This is a genomic window from Streptomyces sp. NPDC046876, from assembly GCF_040645035.1.
Lineage (GTDB): Bacteria > Actinomycetota > Actinomycetes > Streptomycetales > Streptomycetaceae > Streptomyces.
Map to the genome: position 1 here is coordinate 45,179 of NZ_JBEYXK010000039.1, position 12,303 is coordinate 57,481.

A 12,303-nucleotide genomic window follows, 5' to 3' on the forward strand; every position below is an offset into this window, starting at 1 on the left:
GCGGGTACCGCCCGCGTGAGGGCGCACCGCGTACGGGTGCCGCCCGGCGCCGTCAGACCAGGCGGGCGCCGCCGTCGACGTGCAGGACCGTGCCGGTGACGAACGGGTTGCCGACCGCGTACAGCACGGAGCGCACCACGTCGTCGGGGGTGCCCGTGCGGCGGGCCGGGTTGCGGGCGGCCGCGCCGCGCAGGAAGGCCTCCTTGTCCGGGCCGAGCCGGTCCCAGGCCCCGGAGTCGACGATGCCGGGGGAGACCGCGTTGACCCGCAGCGGGGCCAGCTCGACGGCGAGCGCCTCGACGAGGAACGCCAGCGCGCCGTTGGCCGTGGCCATGACGACCCGCTCGGGGGCGGGCCGCCAGGCCGCGACACCGGAGAAGAAGGTGAACGAGCCGCCCTCGCTCATCCGGGCCGCCAGGTGCTTGGCGAGCAGCAGCGGGCCGAACACCTTGGCGGCGAACGCCCGCTGCACGTCGGCGAGGTCAAGGCCGCAGACCGGCCCGTTGGCCGGGGCGGCCGCCGTCGAGACCACGTGGTCGACGCGGCCGGCCGCGGCGGCGAGCGCGGCGATCGCGTCCTCGTCGGTCAGGTCGGTGGGCCGCACCAGCGCCGGGCGTCCGGCCAGCGTGGCCGCGGTCGCCTCCAGCCGGCCGGCGTCCGGCCCGGCCAGCACCAGCTCGGCGCCGGCCGCCGACGCGGTCTGCGCCAGCCGGCGCCCGATGTGCGAGCCGGCGCCGATCACGACGATCCGCCGGCCGTCGAGCGAGTCCTGCAGGAGAGCGGTGTTCATGGGGACGTCCTTGCGTGTGCGGAGGGGTGGTGGCCCGGCGCGGCCCGGTGCGGCCGCCCTTGATCACGACTTTCGCCCGGCCGGACGCCATACGTCCAAGACTTGGTTTCTACCGCTGCCATAACCTCTGCTCATGGCAACACTGCGTCAGCTCGAATACCTGGTCACCGTCGTGGACACCGGCTCCTTCACCCGGGCCGCCGAGCTGCTGCACGTCTCCCAGCCCGCCCTGTCCCACCAGGTCCGCGCGCTGGAGCGGGACGCCGGCGGCCCGCTGCTGGAGCGGCTCCCGCGGGCCGTCCGGCTCACCCCGATGGGGCGCGCCATGCTCCCGCACGCCCGCGCAGCCCTCGCCGACGCCGAACGGGCCCGCACCGCCGCGCGCCGGGCCGCGGGCCTGGACGGCGGCGAGATCCAGGTCGCCGCCGTCTACTCGGTCACCCTCGGGCTGCTGCTCCCCGTGCTGCGCATCTGGCACGAGCGCCACCCGCGGACCCGCGTCCGGCTGCTGGAGTTCCCGCACACCGACGCCCTCACAGCCGCCATGGCGGCCGGCCGGGCGGACCTCGCCGTCGGTCCCGCGCCCGGCGCCTGGGACGGCCCGGTACGGGAGTTGGGGCACGAGGAGTTCGTCGTCGCCGTGCCGGCGGTGCCGGAGGTCCCGGCGGTGCCGGAGCCGTCCGGCGGGGACCCGGTCCCCGGGCGGGTGCGGCTCGGGGACCTCGCCGACCGGCCGTGGGTGCACTACGCCCCCGGCAACGGGCTGGCCGAGGTGGTGGACCGGGCCTGCGCCGCCGCCGGCTTCCGGCCGCAGGCCGCCGTGCGGACCGAACAGACCGCCGCGGCCCCGCTGTTGGCCGCCGCCGGGCTGGGGCCCGCGCTCGTGCCCGAGAGCGTCCTGCCGCCCGGTTTCGCGGGCCGGGTGCTGCGCCCGCAGCCGCCGGTGCGGCGCCTGCTGGCCGCGTACACGCGCCCGGACCCCGACCCGCTCACGGCGGCCTTCCTGGACACCCTCACCGAGACCGTCCCCCTCGCCCCGGCGGACGGAGCCTGACGGCCGGGGGCCGGGCCCGCGCCACGCCCGCCGCGCTTGCCGTCGTCGGCGCGGCCCTTCGTGGTGGGATGTCGGCAAGGTCGATTCCACCAGCTCACGAGAGGTCGGGCCGATGTCCCAGGAGCGTCAGCAGGACACCATGCGGGCGATGGCGTACGAGAGGTACGGCGGGACGGAAGTGCTCTTCGAGACCAGGCTGCCCCTGCCGAAGGTCGCGCCGGGGGAGGTCCTCGTCAAGGTCAGGTACGCCGCGGTCAACCCCGTCGACTGGAAGATCATGGCGGGCGGGCTCGACGGCCTGATGGACGTCATGTACCCGGTGGTCCCCGGCTGGGACGTCGCCGGAACGGTCGAGCGGCTCGGGATCGACGTGCCCGAGTTCTCCGTCGGCGACGAGGTCATGGCGTACGCGCGCAAGGACTACGTGCACGGCGGGACCTTCGCCGAGTACGTGAGCGTGCCCGTACGCGCCCTCGCGGCCAAGCCGGCCTCGCTGGGCTGGGCGGAGGCCGCCGGGCTGCCGCTGGCCGGGCTCACCGCGTACCAGCTGCTCACCCGGCTCGCCACCGGCAAGGACGACACCGTGCTCATCCACGGCGCGGCGGGCGGCGTCGGGTCGATCGGGGTGCAGATCGCCCGTGCGCTGGGCGCGCGCGTCATCGGCACCGCCTCGCCGCGCAACCACGACCGGCTGCGCGAACTCGGGTGCGAGCCCGTCCAGTACGGGGAGGGGCTGGTGGACCGGGTCCGGACGCTCGCCCCCGACGGCGTCACCGTCGCCGCGGACTTCGCCGGCGGGGTACTCGACGTCACCCGGGAGGTCCTGGCCGAGGGGGGCCGCCACGCCTCCATCGCCGACCACACCGTGCTCGGCGCGGGCGGGCAGTGGATGTGGGTGCGGCCGCTGGGCAGCGACCTGGCCGAGCTGGGCCGCCTGGCGGACGCCGGGCAGCTCAAGGTCACCGTGGCGAAGACCTTCCCCCTGTCGGAACTGGCCGATGCCTTCGCCCTCAACCAGGAGGGCCACACGGCCGGAAAGATCGTCATCGAACTCTGACGGCGGCCGGGCCGGCCGCCTGCGCCGGGAGATCCTGCCCGGCCCCCCTGTGCGGGCGGCCTGTGCGGGCGGCCGGGACGCGCGGCCGGTGCGCGCGGCCCCGGTGGACCGGTTCACCCGAGCGTGGGCACCGCCCCGCACTCCGCGTGGGCCACCTCGACCCCTGGCAGGTCCGCGCACCAGCCGGCCGCGATCGCGGCCAGGCGCGCCGCGTCCGGCGGGTGCGCGCCGAGCCCGATCGCATGGCGGGCCGAGGTGGGCGAGGCCTCGAAGGGCCGCGGCCAGGCGTGCACGTCCCGTACGCCCGCCTCGTCGAGCGCCCCGAGCAGCGCCCGCACCCGCCCCCGGGTCCGCCCGAGCACCTCCTCGAACTCCGCGACGGACGCTGCCCGCACCTCCACCACGGCCCACGCCGCATGCCGCCGGTGCATTGGCACGGCGCCGGGCAGCCCGGCCCGGGCCGCGGGATCCGCCTCCAGGTGCTCCCAGGCCTCGTACAGCTCCTGGGCGAGGAGGTCGCGCACGCCCGGGAGGACCTGGGCCGTGCAGGTGCGGACCGGGGCGGACGGCGTGAGCACCGTGAGCGGGTCCGGCATCACGTGCGGCTGCGCCGGTGCGGCGGTCAGCGTGATCGGGACGTGCCAGTCCCAGGCGGCCCAGGTGCCGAAGAACTCCCGCAGCAGGGCGGCGGGGGAGAGGTCCGCGGCCCCACGGACCGTGCGGGCCGCGAGGACCGCCCACGCCAGCCCGGGCAGCCCGCCGAACGGCGCCGAGTCCAGGCCACGGGCCCGGGCCCAGGCCTTCACCTGCCGGGCCAGCACGGCGAACGCCGCCTGCCGCGGGCCCTCGGCGCCCACGAAGCCCCGTACCGCCTCGGCGTCGCTCACCGCGCTCAGCGCGATCGCCGCCGCCGCGCCGAGCTCCGCCCGCCGCTCCACCGCCCGCGCCGGATCCACCGCACCGGTGGCGACGACCACCAGGTCCACGTCCAGCCCCTCGGCCCGCAGCCGCAGCCCGGGCACCCGTGCGCCCGTCACCTTCCGCAGCCGCTCGGCGTGCGGGAGCGCCGCCGCGACCCGCTCGCGCACCTCCGCGATCCCGGCCGAGCCGGGCAGCGCGGCCACCAGGTCCAGGTCGGCCCCCGGCAGGGCGCAGCCCATCCGGCGGGATCCGACGAGGTGCACCACGCCCTCGCCCAAGGCCTGCGCGATGCGCGCGGTGACCTCCCCGGGCCGGGAAGCCCCCGAGCGGTCCGCGTCCGCGCCCTGCCCGGCGGTGCCCCCGGGGCCCGGCTCCGGGAGCCACCGGACCGTGCCGGTCCCCAGTTCCACCGTCGCCCGTACGCGCATCGGCTCGTCCCCGCGGCGCGAGAGCACCGCCAGCTCCCCGACGCGGGCCGCGCTCCCGCCGTCGCCCAGCCGGGCAGCGAAGTCCGCCACCGCCCGCTGCGGATCCCGGCTGCGGCCGAGCGCCAGGTGCGGGGTGAACCCGTCTCCGCGGCCCCGGCACCCGGGGAACCGTGCGGCGAGCGCCTCCCGCAGCTCCTGCCAGGGCGCGTCGCCGGCCGCCGCCGGGTCCAGCCATACCGTGGCGTCCTCCCGGTGCCCGAAGCTGTGCACCCCGGCCAGCCGCACCGGGAACGGCGTCCGGCCCGCCGCCACTTCGGACAGCAGCGGCAGCGCCTCCTCGAAGGAGGACTCCGGTACGAACCCGAACAGGAGGTTCACGTGTGCGGGCCACCGCAGGTACCCCGGGTCGTGCTCCTGCCGCAGCTCCTCCACCACCGGATCGTGCGGCGGCAGCCACGCCACCGCCGTCCGCGCGGTCGCCGGCACGTCGAGCACCGCGGCGGGCTCCGCGCCGTCGTCCGGACCGGGGAACTCCACCGTTGCCTCGACCCCGTAGTGGTCGGAGATGAACAGGCCTTCCGCTGCGGGCGAGTCGCCCCGCAGGGCGGCCCGCCCCACCCGGGCGCCGGCCGAGCGCAGCAGGATGCGGTCCAGCCGCCCGGGCCGGCCCGACAGGGAGCCCACGGCGGCCAGCGGATTGGCCACCGGGTCGAAGGTCGGCGTGTCGTCCTGCGCCCCGTGCACCTCGCTCCAGGCGTCCCGCATGGCCAGTGCCGCCGCCGGCCCCTCGGCCTCGCCGCGGCCGTCGTTGAAGTCGCCGAGCAGTACCACGTCGGCCTCGATGCCGCTGAACCCCTCGGCGATCCGGGCCAGTTCGGTGCTGCGCCGGTCCGCCCCGTTCTCGGTGTGATCGCTCGTCAGGTGGACGGAGGCGACGACCAGCGGCCCGGCCGCCGTGCGCACCGTCACGGCGGAGACGGCCTTGTACGGTCCGAGCACGTGCAGGCCCGCCTCCGCCACCGGCAGCCGGCTCAGCACGAGCAGCCCGCTGGAGGCGACGTCCTTGCCGCCCGGGTCGGTGCCCGCCGTGTACCGGGCCCGCACCCACGGCTGCGCCAGCAGCAGGACGAGCAGCTCCGGTTCGACCTCCTGGAGCGCGATGACGTCGGCGTCGGCGGCCTCCAGCGCGGCCGGCAGCAGGGGCCTGCGCCGGGCGGTGTCGATGTGCGCGGCGTCGTACCGGTCCCACAGGGTGTTCCAGGTCAGCAGCCGGACCCGCGACGGTGCGTCCGCCGCGGCCCCGCCGGGCCGCCCGCCGGCGGCCGTGCTGCCTGCCCGCCCGGCGCGGGGCGCCCCGCCGGGGTCCTCGGCGGGGCGCCAGGCACCGCCGCCCGCGGGGTCCCACGCGTACGGGGTCCGGGGGGTGAAGAACGGGGCCCGCAGCAGGCGCGGGTCGCGGACCCGCCCGGCCGTGGTGGAGTCGATCCGGTCGGTCCCGGTGGCCCGGTCCCAGACGAGCTCGCCGTCCGCCTCGACGAACAGCACCCGGTGCCAGGGGATCTCACCGCCGGGCACGAACGAGTGGAACGGCACCCGCTTCGGCGCCGCCCCGCGCTGGTGCAGCCCGATCACGAACCGGGCCGGGTCGAAGCGGGGGTCCCACTGGATCTGGTGGTAGAGCTGCTCACTGGTGCGCATCAGCGGGCCCCGCCGTTCTCGCCGTCCGTGGCCCCGGGGACCCCGGTGGTCCCGAGGCTGCCCGCGGTGTCCTCCACGGTGCCGCCCGCGCCGATGTAGTGGATGCGGTGCGCCTGCGCCTCGCCCGGATACGGCGGGCTGAACCGGTGCAGCTGGGACGTCAGCACCTGCGCCGGCACCGGGTGCGGGCGTACGCCGCCCCGCCGGACCAGCTCCGCCTCCTCGACCAGCACCACGGCCTGGGTGACCAGCGCGTCACGGCGGGCCGCGACCGCTCCGGCGAGCCCGCGCTGCTGCCCGGTCAGGGAGGTGGCGTCCCACACCACGGTGCCGCCGGCGGCGAGGGCCGCGTCCAGCCGCTCCAGCCCCTCGCGCAGCACGTCCGCGTTGGCCCGCTGGTCGGCGCGGGAGCCCCGGGCGGTGCGCAGGTCGTCCAGGCTGATGTACGCGGCCACGCCCGGCAGGCTGCGGGCGTATGTGCTCTTGCCGCTGCCCGAGGGGCCGCACAGCTGCACCAGCCGCGGGAAGCCGCCGTCCCGCCAGCGCCAGGTCGCGGCCACCGCCTCCTCGGGGGTGGAGATCCCGCCCCGGCCGAAGGCCTCGCGGGCCTCGGCCCAGCACCGGTCGGCCGCGTCCGCGTCCAGCCCGGCGAGGGCCGTCCGCAGGCCGGCCCGCAGCGGGCCCAGGGGGTCGGGGCCGAACAGCCCCTCCTCCTGCGCGTACAGCGCCGACCACTCCACGCACTCCCGCGCCTCGGCATCCGCCGGGTCCCCGGCCGGCCCGTCCGCGACCGCGGCGAGCGCGTGCAGCACCCCGAGGTCGGCCGCGGCGGCCATCCGGACCAGCCCCGCCCGGCGCCCGGCGTCCGGGAACGGCCGCCGCAGCCGCGGGTACAGCCCGACCAGGTCGGCGACGCGCCGGGCCAGCGGCATCCCGGCCGGGCCCGCCGCCAGCCGCGCCGCGATCCGGGCCCGGGGTGCGCGGTGCAGGAGGGCGGCCAGGACCCCGGCCAGGCGGGGGTCGCCGGTACGCCCCAACGCGTCCAGTCGGCCGGTCACTTCGGCAACGACACCCTCAACGGGCGCGCCCGGAGCGCCGGCCTCCATGCCGACGGCGGCGGACAGCGCGGCCGCGTCCGGCTCGGAGCCCGACCGCACCGCCCAGAGGGCGGCCTGCGGGCCGAGCCCGTTCGGCACCACCGCGGCGTACATCCAGTGCGTACCGGTCTGGACGTGGCCGCCCCGGACCCACTTGGCCACGCACCGGCCGAAGTCGGCGCGGGCGAAGCCGTCCGCCGTGCGCACGACGTACCCCTCCTGCCGGGCGGTGTCGAGCCGCAGCCTGCGCAGCGCGCGCTCGTCGAAGACGCCCCGCCACAGCACGCGCGGCACCGGAATCCCGAGACCGTGGAGGTAGCGCACCGTCCCGTCCCAGTCCAGGCACCGGTCGCCGTCCCACACCGAGAACCCGTAGAACCAGCTGTCCAGGTCCTCGTACGGGAGGGAGTGCCGCGCGTACAGGTTCTCCCCGCAGATCCGCCGGCCGGCGGGTATGCCGGCGCCGATGCGGCTTTGCAGACCTTTGACCCAGGCCCGCGACGGGTGGTGGCCCGAGTCGAGGGAGCGGGCGTGCAGGCCGTCCGCGTACAGGGTGGTGTTCTCGCCGTCGAGCTTCTCGGTGACCACGACCTCGCGCCCGGCGAACCCCGCGAGGGATCCGGCCCGCACGTCGTCCGCGGCGGCCCCGGGCGACCAGGGCAGATGCGGGGTGCGGGGGTAGTGGGTGCGCATGGGGTGGCTCCTGCTCGACGAGGCGGTACCTGATCACTGTAGGTATCCGCAAGCCCCCCGCTCCACCCATTAAGACGCCACCTCATTTTGCCTGCGTCCTCATCTGCTACCGCAGACTCACCAAAATGAGGCCACGTCCAATTCGCGGTAGCGCCGGGGAATGCAAGACTGTGCGGACCGCCGGATCGGCGGACCACACAGTGTGATTCGGTGCGTCAGCAGTCGTCGTCGTCGTACCCTCCGCCCCAGTCATCGTCGTTGTCGTACCCACCGCCGTGGTGTCCGTAGCCGTTGTCGTCGTCCCAACCGCCGCCGTGGACAACGGAGGTGACGGAGGTGACGGGGTGCGTGGGCACGGCTGCGGAGGCAGCACCCGCGGCGCCGAGCGCGGCGCCACCCGCCATCAGGACACCGATGGCGGACACGGCGAAGAGCCGGTTCGCTCTGATTGCACGCATGATTCACAACCCTTCTCGCAGTTGTGCAACTCATTGCGACACGAAATCGACCTGCCTCCTCTCACACAACGCAGATGGAGGGTTTCCGGTCACCGGGTGAATATTAATAGCGCCTATACGCCGTCAACCCGGTTTCTTAGGGCCACGAACCTTATGCACAGGAACGCAAGATTCTCACACCTCGTGATCGATGCGGGTATGAGAGCGGATCCCGCAGTTGCGGCCGTCTTTCACCCATGATAGTCAACGTCGCGCGACTCGTCATCTGGGTCGCGCCTTTCGGGCCGTGGAGCCGGACGACGACGCGGTAGCCGGGTTGGTCAAGCAGGTGCTCCATGTCCATGAGCCGCCGCATGTCAAGACCTGGTCGCAGTGCTGCCGGACCCCTGTAGTACGGGTGCGGGGCGTTCCCGCGGACGGACATCCATCGCCGCGCCAACCTGCCCCCAATCCGGCCACCGGTCCCCAAGGCCGCGAAGTCAAAGCCCCGTTCGGGGTCCTGGCCAGTCCACTGAATTGGACGTGGTCTCATTTGGTGAGTCTGCGGTAGGAGATGAGTGGTGCAGGCAATGCTGGTGAAGGCCGGGAAGTGCTCGGCTTTGCGTTCATGGCGCCGGTGGGTCCAAGCCCCTGGGCGGCACCTGGGTGCGAGCAGCGGCGGGCGCACCGCGGGACTCAGTGGCACAGGGCGACGATGGCCGGGGACACCGTGCCCTTGGCCGCCTCGCAGAGGGAGGCCATGTCGTAGCCGTGCCCCGGGTCCGGGAGCGGCGCCCCGGGCCGTTTGCGCGGCGGGGCCGGCGGTTTCGCGCGGCGCTCCGGCGGCGGCGCGGGTCGGTCGGCGGCCCGGCGAGGCGGCGGCCGGCGGTCGTCGTGCCGTACGGCGGGCGGCCGCGGCGGCTCCGGCTCCGGTTCCGGATCCGGGTCGCCGGAGGGGGGCGGCGAGGGAGAGGAGGTCGGCGTCGGCAGCGGCCCCAACGGCAGGGCCCTCACCACCCGTTCGCCACGGGCCGCGCCCTCGGGCGCCACCGGCCCGTACGGCCGTACGGTCACGCACCCGGCGGTCAGCACCAGGGCGGCAAGAACGAACGGCAGGGGCAGGACGACCCGACGTAACTCCATCCGCCCACCCTGCCCGACGAGAGCCCCCGCCGCCCAAGCCGTCACGCGTACGAGTGAGTCCGTTTCCGACCGGGCCGCGGTCGGCTCTGTTCGGACCTGCCGGAGACGAGGAGGGGCAAGGGGAGGGAGGGGGCGCCGATGGGCGGCCCCGCTCGCGGGCGGTGACGGCCCTGCTGGGCCCCCGCGCCCGCGGGGGTACGGCTGCGGCTTCCGGCCCCCTCGGCCCCGCCCGCGGGGCCCTGCCCGGGCGGTCGTGGCCCGGGCGGCCGGACCTGCCCCGGATGCCGCGGTCGGGGTGGTCCTCACGTGGTCGGACCGGAGGGGTTCATTCCGCCAGTCCGCACGGAGACGGTACCAGGGCGGCGCGCCAAAAGGTAATGGGGAGGTGTGGGTTTGGTAAAGGGATCGTCGGGACTCGGGTCGCCGCGGCCGGGGAAATCCGGCCTCCGCGGCCCGCGGTCCCTCAGCATGGGGGCATGAGCGACAGCGCGATCACCTACACCCTCTACATCCAGGCCGATCCCGCCCGGGTCTGGCAGGCCCTCACCGAACCGGCGTACACCCGCCGCTACTGGGGCCTGACCTTCGAGACCGACTGGGCGGTGGGCTCGCAGATGGAGTGGGTGGAGCGCGGAGCCCGGACCCGCGACCCCGAGCAGGTCGTGCTCGACTGCATCCCGGACCGCAAGCTGTCGTACACCTGGCACACGTTCACCCCGGAGTGGGCGGCCTCGGTCGGGGTCGCCGAGGAGCTGCGGGCGGAGCTGGCGGGGCAGCCGCGCACGAAGGTGACGTACGAGATCGAGCCGGTCGGCGACACCCTGGCGCGGCTGACGATCCTGCACGAGGGCTTCGAGCCGGGCGGCACCCTGATGGACATGTGCGGCCGGGCCTGGCCGATGCTCGCCTCCAGCCTGAAGACCCTGCTCGAAACGGGGGCGCCGCTGCCCGAGCCGGCCGCCGGCCCCGCCCCGACGTGACGGGGTGAGCCCCCCTGCCCGCCGGCCGCCCGCGGCGGTCGTGTGGAATGGGCGGCATGGGGACAGCAGAGAACCTGATACGCCAGGGGGCCGGCCCGGCGGAGGGCGCCGAGGGGACGGCCCCGCCCGAGCACTGGCGCTACGCCCGGCACCTCGAGGCACTGGCCGCCGTGGCGGCCGCCGACGGGACCGGCGCCGGCGCCGAGGCCGCGGACCGGGCCGAGGCCGACGCCGTGGCCGCCGTGCTGCGCGATCCCGACCCGGTGATGGCCGAGAGCGCGGTGGTCACCCACCTCGACCGCCGCGCCGCCCAGCTGCTGGACGACCCCCGCTTCCCCGGCTGGGCCCGCGCCCTGGGCGCCGCCCTCGGCGGCCGCGCCTTCCCGGCCCGCCGGCTGCGCGAGTGGACCCTGCTCAAGACGATCGGCCGCGGCGAGCCGTGGTCGGCCGAGGACCTCACCGGCGCCTCCGACTGGTGCCAGCGCACTGCCGTCGGGCTGCTCACCTCGTACGAGGCCCTCAGCCTGCTCGCCGCCTCGGCCCGCACCCGCCGCGTCCGCAACGCCGCCGCGGGGCGTCTGCGCCGCCGTACCCTCACGGCCTGAGCCGCCGCGCGGGGCTGCGAAGCCCGCGCGCACCGACCGCTGTTCAGCCGTCGGCTCATCCCCTCGACATGCGGAATGCACCCCGGGTCATCGCCCGGTTCCCGGCCCCGTGTTGTGGCGCTCCCGCTCGGACTGCCGGTCGACCGCGGCGAGTTGTGGAGCCCTCGCGGGTGCAGGCGTGGTCCGGCCGCTCGTTCGGCGGGCTCGGCGTGGGGGCAAATCTTGACAAAAGGGGCAAGATGGGGAGGTGGCGGCCGACGTTTTCGCTCCTCTGCCCCATGGTCTCGTCATTCACCCATTCGGAGGTTTAAGGTCTGGCTACCTGGCCAGGTATCAGCGCCGATCCCATGCCACCCACTGGAGGCTGCTCTCCGTGTCGCACGTTACGCAAGCTCCCGTCACCACCCCCGACGGTGAGCCGGCCCTGCCCGTTCCCACTGCCTACGGCCAGGTCGACGGTTGGTTCTCCGACTACGACCAGGCACTCTTCGACTGGTTCCTGACGCACCAGAACGAAAGCGGGCACGAGCCGGGCGACCTCCTCGAGCTCGGTGCGTTCATGGGGAAGAGCGCGATCTTCCTCGGGGGGTACCTGCGGGACGGCGAGGAGTTCACGGTCTGCGACCTCTTCGACTCGCCCGCCCCGGACGAGTCCAACCTCGCGGAGACGCAGGACTCCTACCCCACGCTGACCCGTCGCGGGTTCGAGACGAACTACCTGGCCTTCCACGAGGCCCTGCCGACCGTCATCCAGGCCCCGACCTTCGTGGTCGCCGACCGGGTGCGCCCGGCAAGCTGCCGGTTCGTCCACATCGACGCCTCCCACCTCTACGAGCACGTCGTCCAGGACATCGCCTCCTCCAAGAAGGTGGCCGCCCCGGGCGCGGTCGTCGTCTTCGACGACTACCGCTCCGAGCACTGTCCCGGCGTCGCCGCCGCGGTCTGGGGCGCGGTGGCCACCGACGGCCTCCAGCTGATCTGCGTGTCGGGGTCGAAGCTGTACGCCACCTGGGACGACCCCGCCCCCTACCGGTCGGCGCTGCTCGCCTGGCTGGAGGGGCGCCAGGACCTGTGGCACGGGGTGGACATCGTGGCGGGGCAGTCGCTGGTCCGCATCGGCGACCACGGCGCCGTCCCGCCGCGGCAGCCGAAGCCGCTGCGCCCGGCTCCCGAGCCCGTTGCCCCGCCAGCCGTGGCGGCGCCCGTGCAGCGCCCGCGGCCCGGTGCGGCGTGGCGCAAGCTGGCCAAGGACCTGCTGCCGCCGGTCGTCACGCGGGCGATCGTGGCCCAGCGGCGCAAGCGCGACGAACCAGTCGCCGCCGACCTCCCCGGCGGTCGTGGCGGGCGGGTAGCGGTAGGAGATCTCCAGGCCGGGCGTCGGCGTCGGGTGGTGGGGCAGC

Annotated in this window: 10 protein-coding genes; 5 read left to right on the top strand and 5 right to left on the bottom strand. The window is 75.6% G+C overall.

All coding sequences use genetic code 11. The features are described 5' to 3' along the window. Positions 1 to 52: 52 nt before the first annotated feature. Complete coding sequence (locus ABZ924_RS21235; RefSeq protein WP_361911834.1) at positions 53 to 790, bottom strand: SDR family oxidoreductase; 738 nt, start codon at positions 788 to 790, stop codon at positions 53 to 55. Positions 791 to 923: 133 nt separating this feature from the next. Between ABZ924_RS21235 and ABZ924_RS21240 the strand changes: the two genes are divergently transcribed. Together ABZ924_RS21240 and ABZ924_RS21245 are read left to right on the top strand one after the other, a co-directional pair. Beyond that, positions 924 to 1,844, top strand: a complete 921-nt coding sequence (locus tag ABZ924_RS21240) for a LysR family transcriptional regulator (RefSeq protein WP_361911837.1) — start codon at positions 924 to 926, stop codon at positions 1,842 to 1,844. A 139-nt stretch (positions 1,845 to 1,983) separates the two neighbouring features. Continuing rightward, positions 1,984 to 2,901 carry an NADP-dependent oxidoreductase gene (locus ABZ924_RS21245; protein ID WP_361911862.1) on the top strand — a complete coding sequence of 306 codons (918 nt, stop codon included), beginning with the start codon at positions 1,984 to 1,986 and terminating at the stop codon, positions 2,899 to 2,901. Between the two features lie 113 nt (positions 2,902 to 3,014). Here ABZ924_RS21245 and ABZ924_RS21250 read toward each other — a convergent pair whose 3' ends face one another. The 4 genes from ABZ924_RS21250 to ABZ924_RS21265 form a co-directional block, all read right to left on the bottom strand. After that, the gene (locus tag ABZ924_RS21250; protein ID WP_361911840.1) at positions 3,015 to 5,948 is read right to left on the bottom strand and encodes a poly(A) polymerase; all 2,934 of its coding nucleotides are present in this window, start codon (positions 5,946 to 5,948) and stop codon (positions 3,015 to 3,017) included. Continuing rightward, on the bottom strand, positions 5,948 to 7,738 hold the full coding sequence (locus tag ABZ924_RS21255; RefSeq protein ID WP_361911842.1) for an RNA ligase family protein: 1,791 nt from the start codon (positions 7,736 to 7,738) through the stop codon (positions 5,948 to 5,950). Before ABZ924_RS21255 ends, ABZ924_RS21250 begins: the two co-directional genes overlap by 1 nt. Positions 7,739 to 7,953: 215 nt before the next feature. Next, positions 7,954 to 8,196: a hypothetical protein gene (locus ABZ924_RS21260; RefSeq protein ID WP_361911845.1), complete on the bottom strand. Its 243-nt coding sequence runs from the start codon at positions 8,194 to 8,196 to the stop codon at positions 7,954 to 7,956. A gap of 675 nt (positions 8,197 to 8,871) precedes the next feature. Next, a complete protein-coding gene (locus ABZ924_RS21265; RefSeq protein WP_361911848.1) occupies positions 8,872 to 9,318 on the bottom strand; it encodes a hypothetical protein in 447 nt (148 codons plus the stop codon). A 476-nt stretch (positions 9,319 to 9,794) separates the two neighbouring features. On the opposite strand from ABZ924_RS21265, the gene ABZ924_RS21270 reads away from it, so the two are divergent. From ABZ924_RS21270 to ABZ924_RS21280, 3 genes are all read left to right on the top strand, one after another. Beyond that, complete coding sequence (locus tag ABZ924_RS21270; protein ID WP_361911850.1) at positions 9,795 to 10,298, top strand: SRPBCC domain-containing protein; 504 nt, start codon at positions 9,795 to 9,797, stop codon at positions 10,296 to 10,298. 56 nt (positions 10,299 to 10,354) lie between these two features. Further along, positions 10,355 to 10,903 (top strand): hypothetical protein, encoded by a 549-nt coding sequence (locus tag ABZ924_RS21275; protein ID WP_361911853.1) that lies wholly within the window; start codon positions 10,355 to 10,357, stop codon positions 10,901 to 10,903. A 373-nt stretch (positions 10,904 to 11,276) separates the two neighbouring features. Next, the coding region (locus ABZ924_RS21280; RefSeq protein WP_361911856.1) for a class I SAM-dependent methyltransferase at positions 11,277 to 12,303 on the top strand (1,027 nt) is incomplete at its 3' end.